Origin of the sequence: Moritella sp. (genome assembly GCF_013215705.1) — a bacterium.
GTDB lineage: Bacteria > Pseudomonadota > Gammaproteobacteria > Enterobacterales > Moritellaceae > Moritella.
This window is the reverse complement of the sequence record NZ_JABSQR010000026.1, coordinates 38,866-55,536: the sequence shown is the minus strand read 5'-3', so window position 1 is coordinate 55,536 and position 16,671 is coordinate 38,866. Positions and strand designations below refer to the sequence as shown.

Sequence of the window (16,671 nt, the reverse complement as noted above, 5' to 3'; positions counted from 1 at the left end):
TAATGGCTAATGACGACAATCTTGTAACGTCAGCACTAATCAAATTCAAGATCAACATTTCCCGACCCTAGCATCAGCTCTAATTCATATAAAAGCTCATCAGTGGGCGATACTCGCCATTCGACACCTAAAGTTAATTTAGCCTTCGCGTCGGCGCGTTGATAAACTATATTTATGGGACAAGTACCCGCACGATAAGGTTCAAGTGTTTCCATAAACTTACCCATAAACGTATCATTTATTTTTTCTGCATTTAACTGCAATGTGATACCACGCGCATAACGTTCTCGCGCAGCTTCAATATCCATAACTTCTCTGGCGGTCATCTTATACCCGCCATTGAAATCGTCAAAGCTGACCTCTCCAGTAATCACTAAAATGCGATCTTTGGCGATATATTCCTCATAACGTTCAAACGCTTCTGAGAAGAACATCACACTTAAGCGGCCACTTTTATCATCAATCTCTAAGATCCCCATACGGGTACCTTTCTTCGTCACTTTAACTTGTGCTGAAATAACTAACCCAACCGCGGTAACGACTTTACCACGTTCGGTCGGTTTTACATCTTTCAAGCGATTGGTTGAATAACGCTTAACTTCTTTAATATACTGATTAATTGGATGACCAGTAAGGTAAAGACCTAAGGTTTCTCGCTCCCCTTCCAGCCATACTTTATCAGGCCATTCAGGTACATCAGCAAACTTACTTTCAATTTCTTCCGGTTCGGTAGTTAAAATACCAAACAAGTCGCTTTGACCATGTGCTTCGGCCATCGCGTGTTGTGCCGCGGCTTTCATTGCTTCAGGTAATGTAGCATGTAAGGCGGCGCGATGAGGACCTAATTTATCTAATGCGCCAGCGTAAATCAGTTTTTCCATGATACGTTTACTGATCTTTTTCAAATTAACACGGTTACAGAAATCAAACAGATCAGAGAATTCACCGCCACTTTCACGCGCGGCAATAATGGCATCAATAGGACCTTCACCCACGCCTTTAATCGCACCGATACCATAAATAATAGTATGGTCTTCTTCCACGTTAAATTTGAATAAACCTTTGTTCACATCAGGCGGTAACAACGTTAGTCCCATGCGCTCCACTTCATCAACCAAGGTCACCACTTTCTCGGTATTATCCATATCAGCAGACATAACTGCCGCCATGAAGTAAGAAGCATAATGGGTCTTCATCCACAGCGTTTGATACGATACCAGTGCATAAGCCGCGGAGTGGGATTTATTGAAACCGTAACCCGCAAACTTTTCTACCAGATCGAAGATCTTCATCGACAGGTCACCGTCGACACCGTTATTTATCGCACCTTCTTTGAAAGTACCACGCTGTTTTTCCATCTCTTCTGGCTTTTTCTTACCCATAGCACGACGTAACATGTCGGCGCCACCGAGGGTATAACCAGATAAAACTTGGGCAATCTGCATGACTTGTTCTTGATACAAGATAATGCCGTAGGTCGGATCGAGGATTTCTTTCAACGATTCATGTTGATATTGGGCATCTGGGTAAGATACGTCTTCTCGACCGTGTTTACGGTCAATAAAGTTATCTACCATGCCTGATTGCAATGGACCGGGACGGAACAAGGCCACCAGCGCGATCATATCTTCAAAGCTGTCGGGTTTTAGACGACGGATCAGATCCTTCATACCCCGCGATTCTAACTGGAATACCGCGGTAGTTTCTGAGCGCTGTAATAAGTCAAAACACCTTCGATCGGTAATATCAATCGACTCAATACGGATTTCTTTTTTACCTTGCTTCACGAGATGCGGATTCGCCATATCCAGTGCCCACTGAATAATGGTTAAGGTTCGTAGACCCAAGAAATCGAATTTAACCAGCCCGGCTTCTTCCACATCGTTCTTGTCAAACTGGGTAACCGGATTATTACCTGAATCATCACAATACAGTGGTGCAAAATCAGTGATCACGGTAGGTGAAATAACCACACCACCAGCATGTTTACCCGCGTTACGTATTACACCTTCCAGAATACGCGCCATATCAACCAACGCGCGAACTTCTTCATCACCTCGATACATTTCATCCAAACGTGGTTCAACATCCCACGCTTTGGCTAAGGTCATGCCCGGGTCGCCAGGGATCAGCTTAGAAATACGATCAACAAACCCAAACGGATGACCCAGTACCCGACCGACATCACGGATAACCGCTTTTGCCGCCATGGTACCAAAGGTAATGATCTGACTTACTGCATCGCGGCCATACAATTCGGCCACGTGATCAATCACCTCGTCACGACGATCCATACAGAAATCGACATCGAAATCGGGCATCGACACACGTTCTGGATTCAAGAAACGTTCGAACAGTAATTCGTATTCCAGTGGATCAAGATCGGTAATTTTCAATGCATAAGCCACTAGTGAACCGGCACCGGACCCTCGACCAGGACCAACTGGAATATTGTTGTCTTTACTCCATTGGATGAACTCCATCACGATCAGGAAATAACCTGGGAAGCCCATGTCGTTAATTACTTTTAATTCAATCTTGAGGCGGTCTTCATACGCAGGACGTTGGCGCTCACGCTCTTCTGGATCGGGGAATAAAAAATCTAAACGTTCGACTAAACCATCTTCGGATACTTTGACTAAGAAATCTGCAGTCGACAGTTCACCGGTTGGAAAGTTAGGCAGGAAATATTCACCTAAGCGTACTGTGGCATTACAACGCTTGGCAATTTCAACGGAGTTAGCCAGCGCTTCTGGAATATCAGCAAATAACGCACACATTTCATCTTCACTGCGTAAGTATTGTTCTTTGCTGTATAGCCTAGGACGACGTTTATCTTCTAGTGTATAACCATCATGAATTGAGACCCTAATTTCATGGGCGTCAAATTCATCTGCATGTAAGAACACCACATCATTGGTGGCAACAACAGGTAACTGATGCTGGCGGGCAAAATCAACTGCCATGTGCAGATAAGCTTCTTCATCCTGACGTCCGGTACGGATCAATTCAAGATAATAACTATCCGCAAAATGAGTTTGATAAAACTGTAAACACTGTCGCGCTAATGCATCATTACCTTTTAATAGAGCTTTACCTATATCACCATTACGCGCACCAGATAATAAGATAATGCCTTCGGCATGCTCAGCTAACCAAGCTTTATCAATAATAGCTCGACCATCAACATGGCCACGGCTGTAAGCTTTGGAGATCAACACCGTGATGTTGTTATAACCTTTATTATCTTTGGCTAATACGGTTAGCTTAAACTGCTCTTCTGGATACTCTTCACTCTGCACCCAAAAATCCGCACCAAGAATGGGTTTAACCCCGGCCCTTTGCATCGCACCATAGAATTTAACCAAGGCACACATATTGGTTTGATCGGTTAATGCGATCGCTGGCATATTGAGTTCTTGTAAACGGGGCGCTAGACGTTTCATACGTACTAAGCTATCCACCATCGAGAATTCAGAGTGTAAATGCAGGTGAATAAAACGAGGTTCTGCCATAATTAAGACTTTCTGCTAATTGAGAGTAGATAAAAATAAAATTAAAAACAATAACGGTAAAGTGGCGCGAAGCCACCAGACTTTATTTTAATAAACCTAACGCACGTTGCACAGGTTTAAAACTTTTACGGTATTCTTCTGTTGGACCAAGCTCAGCTAACTTTTCCATGTGGGCTTTGGTTGGATAACCCTTATGTTGCGCAAAACCATATTCAGGGTAACGTTCATGCAGTTCATCCATTTCAGCATCACGGACTACTTTTGCTAAGATCGACGCTGCACTTATTTCTGCCACGCGTAAATCGCCTTTCACAATGGCCTCTGCAGGCATCGGTAATGTGGGGCAACGATTACCATCAATAAACACATGCTCTGGTTGCATAGCAAGTCCAGCAACCGCACGCTGCATTGCCACCATAGTTGCTTGTAAGATATTAAGTTCATCAATCTCACTTGGGCTGCAACGACCAATACTCCACGCTAATGCTTTTTCCTTAATCTCAGGAAAGAGCAATTGACGCTTCTTGTCACTTAATTTTTTTGAATCAGTAAGCCCCACAATAGGATTGTTAGGATCTAATATCACAGCAGCGGTGACAACATCACCGACTAATGGGCCGCGACCTACTTCGTCAACACCAGCAACAAGTTTCCCCTCAGGGTAAATTACTTCATCATACATATTATTTACCTGTCTTTAGCGTTGCATTATTTTTAGCATTAATCAATTCAAGCACGGCATCCGCAGCTTGCTTATCCGCATCACAACGGATCAATTTATGTAGCTCGGTAAAGTGTGCCATCAGTTTAGCATTGTCTGTTTCTAATAGTTTGGCCATTTCGTCTGCCAATATCTCGGGTTGGCAATCATCTTGTAAACGCTCGGCGACAATTTCTTTTTTTGCTAACAAGTTTGGTAATGACACAAACGGTGCTTTCATCAAGCGCAGCATGATCTTATACGTAATCGGCTTAACACGATAACCCACCACCATTGCACGCTTCATCAGCATGGTTTCGAGCGCGGCAGTACCAGATGCTAAGAGTACCGCATCTGCAACCGCCATTGCTTCACGCGCATGACCATCGAGCACGATCACCTCAAGCTCCGGGGCTATTTCTTGCTTAATCGCGAGAAACTGTGCTTTACGTTGTTCATTCACCATCGGCACAACAAACTTTAAGTCACTAAAACGTTGTTTTAATAAAATAGCTGTTTCTAAAAAACTTGCCGACAATAGTCCGACTTCACCAGCACGGCTACCCGGTAAGATAGCCACGTAACGTTGCTTAGGATCGAGTTTTAGTTCTGCAATAGCAGCCTGTTTATCCGCGCCTTCCAATGGAATGGAATCGGCCATAGTATGGCCAATAAAGCGACAGGGTACATCATATTCATCATAAAATGCTTTTTCAAATGGCAGAAAGGCGAGCACCATATCCACGGCTTTTTTAATCTTGAATACACGCTTTTGACGCCATGCCCAAACAGAAGGGCTGACATAATGTACGGTTTTTATATCGTTTGCTTTTAAGTTTAATTCAATGGGAATATTAAAATCGGGTGCATCGACACCAATGAAGATATCGGGCGGGTTTTGTTTAAAATGGGCAAGAACTTCCCGTTTTACTTTAAACAATCGTGGTAATCGACCCAGCACTTCCACTAGACCAAATACAGATAGCTCTTCCATTTCAAACAGTGTATTAAAACCAAGCGCTTGCATGCGAGGTCCAGCAATACCTTCGAAAATGGCATCAGGGTGACGGGATTTAATTTCTTTGATCAGGGCGGCAGCTAGAATATCGCCGGAGACTTCTCCGGCGATAATACCAATACGTAATGGTTTCGTTGTCATTGTAAGCTATCTATAAAGAATACGATTAACGAATAATACCACGTTCACTGGTTTTTAAAAATTCTGTAAACAAAGCAACACTGGGTTGTTCATTGGCACTTTCTTCTAATGCAACTAACGCTTCGGTTACGGTATTACCTTGACGGAATAATACCCGGTAAGCACGCTTAACGGCTTTAATTGCCTCAGCATCAAAACCACGGCGCTTAAGGCCTTCAGAATTAATACCAAAAGGTTTCGCATGGTGACCCGATGCCATTACATACGGTGGAATATCTTTAATGATAACCGAACCGCCGGCAATAAAGGCATGAGAACCCACTTTACCAAATTGGTGGATCGCAGCATGACCACCAAAGATCACAAAGTCACCAATGTGTACGTGACCCGCTAATGTCGCGTTGTTAGCAAAAATACAGTTATCACCGATGATCACATCATGCGCAACATGCGCATTCACCATAAACAAGCTATTGCTACCAATTTTGGTTAAACCTTGGTCTTGTACTGTTCCACGGTGAATGGTAACGCCTTCACGGAACACGTTGTTATCACCGATCTCAAGACGGGTGTTTTCACCCGCGTACTTTAGATCTTGGCACTCTTCACCAATTGAACCAAATTGGAAAAAGCGATTGCCCTTACCAATTTTACAAGGACCATTAATAACCACATGAGAAGCGATCACACAATCATCACCAATCTCAACGTTTTCGCCAATGGTAGTCCAAGGACCAATTTTTACATTGTTACCAATTTTTGCGCTTTCATGCACAATAGCTGTTTCATGGATCACTATTTGGCCTCTCGTCTTGCGCACATGATCTCCGCATCACAAACTACTTTACCGTCAACTTTTGCAATCGCAGTAAAAAAGCCAATACCACGGCGTTCTTTAATTAATTCAATATGTAGATGCATTACATCGCCAGGCACCACAGGTTTACGAAAACGCGCCTTATCGATACCGGCAAAATAATACAGTTCATTATCACTAGGGCCGCCATCAGATTTATAACCTAACAGACCCGAAGCCTGTGCGAGGGCTTCTAAAATTAAAACACCCGGTAGAATAGGGTTCGTTGGGAAATGGCCGGTAAATTGTGGCTCATTTACCGATACATTTTTAATTGCATGTATCGACTTACCCGGTACATAATCCAATACACGGTCAACCAGTAAGAACGGGAACCGGTGTGGTAGAAAGGACATGATTTCTTGTATTTCAATTGTATTTTTTTGTTCGCTCAAAATTTTCATTCCTGTAGCAAAGAAGCTTTGTTTATTTAGCTTTTTCTAATTTAGATAGTCGTTTATGCATATCATCAATTTTCATTATACGGGCAGTTTGACGACGCCATTCACGATTGGCTTGTGCCGGAATACCCGATGAATAAAGACCCGCTTTATCAATCGGACGCATTACCATCGACATACCTGTGATATTAACGTTATCGGTTATTTCCATATGACCATTGATAACACTACCTCCACCAATCATGCATTGTTTACCTAGTTTTAAGCTTCCTGCTAACAGAGTACCACCTGAGATCGCGGTGTTTTCACCTATTTCTACATTATGCCCGACTTGACATTGATTATCTAAAATCACGCCGTCGCTAATAATGGTATTATCTAATGCGCCACGATCGATCGTAGTGCACGCACCAATCTCAACGCGATCACCAATGATAACACGACCGAGTTGTGGGATCTTGATCCAACGGCCACCATCATTGGCATAACCAAAACCATCGGCACCGATGACAGTGCCGCTTTGGAACAAGCAATCACTGCCAATGGTGATATCATGATAAATAGTAACATTTGCCCACAATTTAGTGCTCTGACCAATGCGGCTATTTTTACCAATAAAACAGCCGGCACCAATTATCACGTTATCTGCAAGTGTTACGCCAGTCTCGATAACCGCGTTAGCACCAATAGCCACATTATCCCCCAGCACCACATCTTCAGCAATCACCGCACTCGGGGCGATATCTGTAGCTGGTGCTGGTGTGGTATCAAGTAACTGTGCCACTAAAGCAAAACCAACATAGGGGTTTTTCATGACCAATGCATTGGTATTACATGCGGCAAGATCATCCGGTTTAACAATAACGGCAGACGCTGCAACTGTCGCTAATTGGGCGCTGTATTTACTATCACTTAAAAAAGTAATACTACCTGGCTGTGCATTTTGCATCGAATTAATGCTACTAATCTCGATACTGCCATCGCCGTGTAACTCAGCTTGAATTGCCGTTGCTATTTGTTGTAACGTCATTGCCATGTGAAACCTTTCTATTCAATAAAAATTCTGCTGCTATTTTACTACATTTGTTGCGCTGTAAAATATAATTACTTGCTTAATTCTTGTATTATTTTGTCAGAGATATCTAATTTTGGATCGACAAATAACACGGCTTGTTTAGTGAACACAAGATCATAACCTTCACGCTTAGAAACTGTTTCAATCGCGCTTTGTAATAATACTAACAACTTGTTATTTTCTTCTTGACCACGACGCTGCTGATCTTCTTTAAATGCTCTACCTTTTAATTTTAGCTGCGCATTTAACTCTTCTAATTTACGAACCAGTTTAGTTTGTTCTTGTGAGGTCATTAATGCCGCATCGCGTTGACGCTTTTCGTTTAATGATACTAACTCTTTTTGTAATTTATTCAGTTCGATAGCTCGCACTTGGAATTCTTCGTTTAAACGTTTACCAATCGCTTCACGTTGTGGTAATTGTTGTAAGATCTTACCTGCATCAACAACCGCATATCCCGCTGCACTTGCAGTAAATGATGCACCTAGAGTGAGTGCCAATGCCGTTGCTTTAATAAATTTTTTCATTTTAGTCCCTAGTGAATTTTCAATTTAAAGCGTACTTTCAGTGCTGAAAGTACGCACTTTATCAATATGAGTTAGCTTAGAAAGTGGTACCGATATTAAAAGTAAAGACTTCGGTTCTATCGCCTTGGTACTCTTTCAATGGCGTGGCCAGTGAGAATACTAACGGCCCCATTGGTGATAACCACTGCAAACTAACGCCCACAGAAGCACGTAATCGCGCAGGATCAGAATAATCGCCAAAGTATTCACAACCTTTCTCACAGTCTTCACTTCGATAGTCACTTGAATTAAATTCAGTATCCCATACTGAACCCGCATCAACAAACACTGTAGTACGCACTAGGTTGGCATATTCTTCACTTAAAAATGGTGTTGGGAAAATAAGTTCCAAACTGGCTGTTGCTAAGGCATTACCACCAACGGAAGAGTCCGTTGTTACATATTTTTCATTACCGCTATTATTACCTGTACCTGGGGTCGTCTGTATACCTTTTGGACTAATGGTATTGCTGTTAAAACCACGCACTGAGTAGAAACCACCGGCATAATAGTTTTCATAAAACGGTAAGATATGATCACTGCCACCGTCTGTTTTACCATAACCATTACCGTAAGCTACGCGGCCACGCATCAATATTGACCAACGGTGATTGCTTGATAACGGTACATAATATTTGTTATCAAAACTCATTTTAAAATACTGTACATCCGAACCCGGTACCGTCATGGTAAAGTTCGCTTTTTGTTCTGAACCCGATGTCGCAAATACTCCGCGGTTTAAGGTACGGCGGCGCCAAGACGCTGACACATCAAAGCCCTGGAATACCACAAAGTTACCATCCGTATCACGCTGCTCATCATAAATGTTCCAAAAGAGCTCTGTTTGAGCATACGTCGTAGTTTGCGAGATCTTATTCCACTCATAACCTAAGCTAAAACTTAAGGTATTATTTTCGTTGACCGGAAAGCCTAAGGACCCCGATATACCATAAGTACGGTTGTTATAATCAACAATATCCGCTTCTGATGCTTCAAAATCCGTGAAGTAAACCTTACCGCCGAAGCTCACGCCATCAACCGTAAAATATGGGTCGGTATAATTTAAGCTGGCATTTGTCGAGTAGTCATTAGTACTGACACTAATACCCGCTTTGTTACCTGTACCAAAAAAGTTATCCTGTTGTATACCGGCATTTAAACTTAACCCGGACTCTGAACCATAACCAATACCTGCATTAAATGAACCGGCAGGCTGTTCTTTCACTTGCACATTAACGTCAACCACGTCCATCTCACCGGGTACTCGTACCGTATTGGTATTGACTGTTTCAAAGAAACCAAGCTGATTTAGACGAACTTTAGAACGGTCAATTAAGCGGTTAGATAACCAAGTACCTTCCATTTGACGCATTTCGCGACGTAATACTTCATCTTTAGTGACGTCATTACCGGCAAAGTTAATACGACGTACATAAATTCGTGGACCCGGCTCAACAGCAATGGTGAGGTTAACGGTATGTTTTTCGTCATTGATTTCTGGATAAGTAGATACTTTTGGATAAGCGTAACCAAAACGACTTAAATAACGACTGAGACTTTCTTCCGTTGCCGTTACACTTGCACCGCTGTATAACTCACCAGAGTTAAGTGCTAATAAACCACGTAACGCTTGTTCTTTGTCTAGTAGGTCACCCGTTAAGATAATATTACCCAGCTTATATTGCGCACCTTCATTCACTTTAAGGGTGATATAAATACCTTGTTTATCTGGCGTCATTGATACTTGTGTTGACTCCGTTTTAAAGCGGATATAACCGTTATCAACATAATGACTACGTAGTTTTTCTAAATCACCAGCGAGCAGCTGTTTTTGATACTGCTGATCAGCCATAAAATTCCACCAAGGCACAACATCACTCAGCTCAAATAATCGCTTCAATTCTGTCGTAGAATAAACGGTGTTACCTAAGATATTAAGTTGTTTAATTTCCGCTGATTTACCTTCAACAAAACTAAATTTAATGTCAATACGGTTACGTGGTAAAGGGGTCATAATGGTGTTAATTTGCGCACTGTAACGACCCGCACCATAATAGAATTCTTGCAACCCCTGCTCGACAGAACGAATAATAGTACGATCGATAGGCTCACCAACACGAATACCGGATGAACTAAGGCTTTCTTGTAATTGTTCTTCAGGGATCGCTTCATTACCCACAAACTCAATACTACTAATAGTCGGTAATTCAGTTACTTTAAAGACGAGCGTCGCACCGTCACGATACAATTCAATATCATCAAAATTACCTGATGCGTAGAGTTTTTTTACAGCTAACGCGGTATCTCGGCTACTGACGCTATCGCCTTCTCGCAATGGGATATTCAATAATGCCGCACCTAGCGTGACACGTTGTAAGCCCTCGACTTGAATATCTTCAATAATGAAGTTATTTACAGCTGCAGTTGCTGCCGTACTGGTAAATAAGCAAGCACTTGAAAATAGTACGCCAACTAAATATTTATTTATTATCATTCTGAGTAAATAATCCCTAAAACGCAATTCAATGACTTATAAACGAGCAAAGTCATTAAATAAGGCAAGTCCCGTTAATAGCATAATCATGACTGAACCAATTTTAAAACCGACTTCTTGGATCTTTTCAGATACAGGTCGACCTGTGATCAATTCAAATGTGTAATACACTAGATGGCCACCATCCAGTACAGGCAGTGGCATTAAATTCATTAAACCTAAATTAATACTAATCAAGGCAAGGAAACCTAAGAAATAAACCAAGCCATAATCAGCACTAGCACCAGCACTCTTGGCAATAGAAATCGGTCCACTTAAGTTATTCAGCGAAAGTTCACCGGTCACTAAACGACCAATCATCTTAAATGTCAGCGCAGTAAGCTGCCAAGTTCGCGCCACAGACTGGTGTACCGAATCTAGAATACCATATTGAATATCAACAAGATAATTTTCGGGGTAACTGGCTACAACAGGCGCAACCCCTAAATAGCCTTTTAACACACCATCGGGGCCAGGTTTGCCTGTTGGTATCACATTTAATGCTAACTGTTGACCATTGCGAAGGATAGTGACAGCTAACACTTGATCAGGGCTTTGCTGGATTATGGCAACTAACACAGACCAATCATCAATAGCTTGCTGCTCAACGGCAATGATTTTATCACCCGCTAATAGACCCGCTTTTTCGCCCGCACTGCCTTTAATGACTTCCGCTAACTCTTGACTCACAGCTGGTCGATAAGGCGTTAACCCCATACTACTAATCGGTGATTCACGTTCCGGATCAAATTGCCAATCCCGTAAATCAACTTGTCGAGATACAGTGTAGTTAGTGTCCTCAAGATATAACTGCATCGCCATCGAAGGCTCGCCCATGTGTTCAATTAATTTAAGACTAACATCATTCCAATCTTGAACTGCTTGTCCATCAATCGCGGTGATAATCGCTTTATTGGTCACCCCCGCCTTTGCCATAACAGAATGCGGAGCAACTTCACCAATCACCGGTTTTACACTCGGCACGCCAATCATGAACATAAGCCAAAACGCCACAATCGCTAACGCGAAGTTTGCTAACGGCCCAGCGGCAACAATAGCGATCCTCGCTAGCACAGGTTTACGATTAAATGATTGTGATTTTAATGCTTCAGGTACGTCATCAACACGCTCATCGAGCATCTTAACAAAGCCACCAAGCGGGATCATTGCGATCACATATTCGGTGCCATCTTTACCCGTGCGCATCCATATCGTTTTACCAAAACCAATCGAGAAGCGTAATACCTTAACACCACAGCGACGCGCTACCCAAAAGTGACCAAATTCGTGTATAGCAACTAAAATACCCAGTGCAACAATAAATGCACCTAAATTCCATAAAGACGATATCATTTTGCTACTCTGTTTATTATTTGTTGTGCGTCGATTCGCGCCATTGCATCGATATCAACCAATGCATCAATATTATCAGGTTCAGAAACAGTCATCCCATCTAAGGCGGTACAGTTTACACGGGCAATATCGGTGAAACCAATCTGCCCAGTTAAGAAAGCGTCTACCGCCATTTCATTTGCTGCATTTAATGTTGTCGTGGCCGCTTGGCCTTGATAACAAGCATCAATGGCTAATTTTAAACAAGGGTAACGCGCATAATCAGGTTTCAAGAAGGTCAATTCACCCATTTCGAAAAAATCGAGAGGTTTAACACTGGAAGGAATACGCTGCGGATAAGCCATAGCATGGGCAATTGGGGTGCACATATTTGGTTCACCCATTTGTGCGATTACCGAACCATCTGTATATTGCACCATAGAGTGGATAACAGACTGGGGATGAATAACAACTTGGATCTGCGCTTCGTCAGCATTAAATAACCACTTAGCTTCAATATATTCTAAGCCTTTATTCATCATGGTGGCGGAGTCAACGGAGATCTTCTGACCCATTGACCAATTCGGATGTGCACAAGCTTGTGCTGGTGTAACCGCAGCTAAATCAGCAATCTCGCTATAACGGAATGGACCACCAGAACCGGTTAATAAGATCTTACTTATGCCCTCTGCAACCAGATCACAAAAACCCAGGTTAGTTTGTACCGCCAGCGGCATAGCTTGGAAAATTGCATTGTGTTCGCTATCGATCGGTAATAATTCAGCACCACTGGCTTTTACTTCTTCCATAAATAATGCGCCAGACATTATTAGCGCTTCTTTATTGGCAAGCAGAATACGTTTCCCGGCACGAACGGCGGCTAAGGTTGGCATAAGCCCTGCGGCACCAACAATAGCAGCCATCACCATGTCAGTGTTATCAAGCGCGGCAACCTGACATAACGCGTCCATGCCAGACAGCACTTCCGTAGCACAGTTAAGTGATTTTAGTTGTTGCGCCAACGCAGCTGCCGCAACGTCATTGAGCATCACCGCATAGCAAGGTTTAAATTCTAAACATTGCGCCAGCATCTCAGCAACATTGCGATTAGCGGTTAAAGCCTGGATCCGAAAGCGTTCAGGATTTTGACGAATAACTGCAAGGGTACTTTTACCAATTGAGCCAGTAGCACCCAGTATCGTTAATCCAATCACAATAACGCTCCTTTAAAAACAAACTAAGTAAATAACAGCAAATACCGGTAATGCAGCCGTCAAGCTATCAATGCGGTCAAGAATACCACCGTGACCGGGTAATAAGGTACCACTGTCTTTTACACCCGCTTCACGTTTGAACATACTCTCGTTAAGATCACCTAATGTTGATGAAATTGACGTAACAAAACACGTGAACAGGACTATGACAAGCTTACTGCTATCAAGTTCCCCTGAAGGTAAAACGGCCATCACAACTGCAGCAATTAGCGCAATAATCATTGATACCACAATACCACCAAAAAAGCCTTCGCGCGTTTTACCAGGGCTCACTTTTGGCGCCAGTTTGTTCTTGCCGAATTTTTTACCGATAAAGTAAGCACCCGAATCAGCGCCCCATACTAAGAACATCACTAGCATGACTAACCATGCACCCGACAGCTGGTCGTGGGCATAATCATAAGAGCGTAGAGCTAACATCGCCCAGAAAAACGGCACCAAGGTCACCAGACCAAGGACAACTTTCACCAGGGTATTTTTAGTCCATGCTTTGGCACTGTTTGGATACGTAGCCACTAACGCAGCACAAATTAACCACCACACAGCCCCAACAACTAAAATACCACTGACTAACGGTACCAATACTATTTCGCCATTACTGACGTGCCAGATATTACGCACATCGGGTGGAATAACTAATAATGTCGCACCCAGAATAAGTGAGAAGCCCACAATGAGCGCATTCGGTAATTTACTGTTATGTTTATCGACCAATACCGCCCACTCTTTGGTGGCTAAGATAAACACCCCCGCGATGGCAAGCGCAAACCACTGTAGAGGTAACAGAAAGATAGCTGCAAGCGCTAATGGCGCTAAAATTAATGCGGTGGTAATTCGTTGCTTAAGCAAAAGTTGTGCTCCTATTAAAAAACGCCCAGAATTCTATCTAAGCGTTTATTTATATGTATTTATTGCTGCTTTATTAAAATAGCTCTGACCTGTTCGCCAGTGCCGCCAAAACGACGTTCTCGATTCACAAAATTAAAAATAGCATCTTCAAAGGCAATATTGTCGAAATCTGGCCATAGGATGTCAGTGAAATATAATTCTGCATAAGCTAACTGCCACAGCAAAAAGTTACTAATTCGGTGATCGCCACCAGTACGGATCATCAAATCGACGGCTGGCTGTTCTGCCATAGCAATATGTTGCCCCAGCATTTTATCATCAATTTGATCTAAGCTTATTTCACCGCTTTGAACCGCGATAGCAATCTGTTTAGCGGCATTTGCTATATCAGATTGACCGCCATAGTTGGCCGCGATATTGAGCGTTAGTTTGGTGTTATTACACGTTAACGCTTCAGCTTCAGAAATCTTGGTTTGAATGGCAGAACTAAATGCAGAGACATCACCAATAATTTTTAGGCGAATTTGATTCTTATGCAGCTTTTTAACTTCTCGCGTTAACACTGTCATGAATAATTTCATTAACATACTAACTTCCGCTTCCGGGCGACGCCAGTTTTCGCTACTAAACGCAAATAACGTTAACGACTCGATCCCGATTGCTAATGCACTACTCACAACTTGACGAACAGACTTAACACCTTCGTGGTGGCCCTTAACACGCATTTTGCCACGCTGCTGCGCCCAACGACCATTGCCATCCATGATGATAGCAACGTGCTTAGGTTTAGAGTCATTAACTAACGTTTCAAGTTCAGTTGAGTTTACCATTACGATCATTATCCATTAAAAATTAAAACGCCGTATCGAAACACGGCGTCTTAAAAAGCGTAAAGTAAATTACACTTCCATTAAGTCTTTTTCTTTGTCTGATAATATAGTATCAATTTGCTTGATACAGGTATCAGTCATTTTTTGGATCTCATCTTGTGCACGGCGATCATCATCTTCACCGATTTCTTTTTCTTTTAGTAGTGCTTTGATATCACCGTTAGCATCACGACGGATGTTACGGATAGCAACACGGCCTTGTTCAGCATCAGCACGTACAACTTTAATTAAGCTCTTACGACGTTCTTCAGTAAGTGCAGGTAATGGAATACGAATATTAGTACCAGCAGACTGTGGGTTAAGACCCAAATCAGACATCATGATTGCTTTTTCTACGGCTTTAACCATTGTTGCATCAAATACAGTAATGCTTAATGTACGTGAATCTTCAGTACCAACGTTACCGATTTGGTTAAGTGGTGTATTAGTTCCGTAGTAAGAAACGGTAATACCGTTTAGGATACTTGGGTGTGCACGGCCAGTTCGAACTTTAGATAGTTGACTTTTCAATGCGTCGATACTTTTGCCCATACGGGCCTGAGCGTCATCTTTAATTTCGTTGATCACAACGTCTTCCTTAAATTTGTCGAGCAATGGTCAGCATTGCTTTATCGATGAGAATTTACTTATTTAGTGTAAATCAATTCAATTTAGAGGTCTTGTTATAATCCCTCTAAACTTTAAACTATTGTATTTATTTACTGAATTTGAGATCCAGTTTTATTTCTTTGCTTGATTTGAAATCAATGTGCCTTCAGCTTCACCCATAATAACACGACGTAAAGCACCTGGCTTATTCATGTTAAATACACGCATCGGTAAATCATGGTCACGCGCCATGGTAAATGCAGATAAATCCATGATTTTAAGTTCTTTTTCTACAACTTCACGATAATCAAGAGTAGCGTAAAATTCAGCATCAGGGTTTTTCACTGGATCTTCCGAGTATACACCGTCAACTTTTGTTGCTTTCAATACAATGTCAGCTTCAATTTCGATACCACGTAAACACGCAGCAGAATCCGTTGTACAGAATGGGTTACCCGTACCCGCAGCGAAAATTACTACTCGGCCAGTTTTTAATAAGCTAATTGCTTCAGCCCAGTTATAGCTGTCACATACGCCACGTAATTCAATTGCAGACATTAAACGAGCATTCACATAAGCACGGTGAAGTGCATCACGCATTGCTAAGCCATTCATCACAGTTGCTAACATGCCCATGTGATCGCCCACTACACGGTTCATCCCCGCTTCAGCCAGACCTGCACCACGGAATAGGTTTCCGCCACCAATAACCAAACCAACTTGAACACCTAACTCAACAATTTCTTTGATTTCTTGTGCCATGCGGTCCAGCACTTTAGGGTCAATACCAAAATTCTCGTCTCCCATCAGCGCTTCACCGCTAAGCTTTAATAAAATACGACGATATGCAGGTTTCGGGTTGGTAGTCATAATGATCTCTTTATCCTAATTGTGGAAAAACCGCAGCCTGAGCCGCGGTCTGTATTAATCTTC

General features: G+C 42.4%; 14 protein-coding genes. All 14 read right to left on the bottom strand.

Going from position 1 to position 16,671, the window contains the following annotated elements; translation table 11 throughout:
• Positions 1-35: 35 nt before the first annotated feature.
• Positions 36-3,515, bottom strand: coding sequence for a DNA polymerase III subunit alpha (dnaE, locus tag HRT96_RS16400; RefSeq protein WP_293158913.1), 3,480 nt, complete (start codon positions 3,513-3,515; stop codon positions 36-38).
• 82 nt (positions 3,516-3,597) lie between these two features.
• Positions 3,598-4,197 (bottom strand): ribonuclease HII, encoded by a 600-nt coding sequence (gene rnhB, locus HRT96_RS16395; protein WP_293158911.1) that lies wholly within the window; start codon positions 4,195-4,197, stop codon positions 3,598-3,600.
• A gap of 1 nt (position 4,198) precedes the next feature.
• Positions 4,199-5,374, bottom strand: a complete 1,176-nt coding sequence (lpxB, locus tag HRT96_RS16390) for a lipid-A-disaccharide synthase (RefSeq protein WP_293158909.1) — start codon at positions 5,372-5,374, stop codon at positions 4,199-4,201.
• A 25-nt stretch (positions 5,375-5,399) separates the two neighbouring features.
• A complete protein-coding gene (gene lpxA, locus HRT96_RS16385; protein WP_293158956.1) occupies positions 5,400-6,170 on the bottom strand; it encodes an acyl-ACP--UDP-N-acetylglucosamine O-acyltransferase in 771 nt (256 codons plus the stop codon).
• Complete coding sequence (gene fabZ, locus HRT96_RS16380; RefSeq protein WP_293158907.1) at positions 6,170-6,625, bottom strand: 3-hydroxyacyl-ACP dehydratase FabZ; 456 nt, start codon at positions 6,623-6,625, stop codon at positions 6,170-6,172. Before fabZ ends, lpxA begins: the two co-directional genes overlap by 1 nt.
• 31 nt (positions 6,626-6,656) lie before the next feature.
• Positions 6,657-7,667 (bottom strand): UDP-3-O-(3-hydroxymyristoyl)glucosamine N-acyltransferase, encoded by a 1,011-nt coding sequence (lpxD, locus tag HRT96_RS16375; RefSeq protein ID WP_293158905.1) that lies wholly within the window; start codon positions 7,665-7,667, stop codon positions 6,657-6,659.
• 68 nt (positions 7,668-7,735) lie between these two features.
• Positions 7,736-8,233, bottom strand: coding sequence for an OmpH family outer membrane protein (locus tag HRT96_RS16370; RefSeq protein ID WP_293158903.1), 498 nt, complete (start codon positions 8,231-8,233; stop codon positions 7,736-7,738).
• Positions 8,234-8,309: 76 nt separating this feature from the next.
• Positions 8,310-10,766 (bottom strand): outer membrane protein assembly factor BamA, encoded by a 2,457-nt coding sequence (bamA, locus tag HRT96_RS16365; RefSeq protein WP_293158901.1) that lies wholly within the window; start codon positions 10,764-10,766, stop codon positions 8,310-8,312.
• A 36-nt stretch (positions 10,767-10,802) separates the two neighbouring features.
• Complete coding sequence (rseP, locus tag HRT96_RS16360; RefSeq protein WP_293158899.1) at positions 10,803-12,158, bottom strand: sigma E protease regulator RseP; 1,356 nt, start codon at positions 12,156-12,158, stop codon at positions 10,803-10,805.
• A complete protein-coding gene (gene ispC, locus HRT96_RS16355; protein ID WP_293158898.1) occupies positions 12,155-13,351 on the bottom strand; it encodes a 1-deoxy-D-xylulose-5-phosphate reductoisomerase in 1,197 nt (398 codons plus the stop codon). The genes rseP and ispC overlap by 4 nt, the downstream gene beginning before the upstream one ends.
• Positions 13,352-13,363: 12 nt before the next feature.
• Positions 13,364-14,260 carry a CDP-archaeol synthase gene (locus tag HRT96_RS16350; RefSeq protein WP_293158897.1) on the bottom strand — a complete coding sequence of 299 codons (897 nt, stop codon included), beginning with the start codon at positions 14,258-14,260 and terminating at the stop codon, positions 13,364-13,366.
• 59 nt (positions 14,261-14,319) lie between these two features.
• Positions 14,320-15,090, bottom strand: a complete 771-nt coding sequence (gene uppS / locus HRT96_RS16345; protein ID WP_293158866.1) for a polyprenyl diphosphate synthase — start codon at positions 15,088-15,090, stop codon at positions 14,320-14,322.
• Between the two features lie 69 nt (positions 15,091-15,159).
• On the bottom strand, positions 15,160-15,717 hold the full coding sequence (gene frr, locus HRT96_RS16340; RefSeq protein ID WP_293148347.1) for a ribosome recycling factor: 558 nt from the start codon (positions 15,715-15,717) through the stop codon (positions 15,160-15,162).
• A gap of 153 nt (positions 15,718-15,870) precedes the next feature.
• A complete protein-coding gene (pyrH, locus tag HRT96_RS16335) occupies positions 15,871-16,608 on the bottom strand; it encodes a UMP kinase (protein ID WP_293158864.1) in 738 nt (245 codons plus the stop codon).
• Positions 16,609-16,671: the final 63 nt, after the last annotated feature.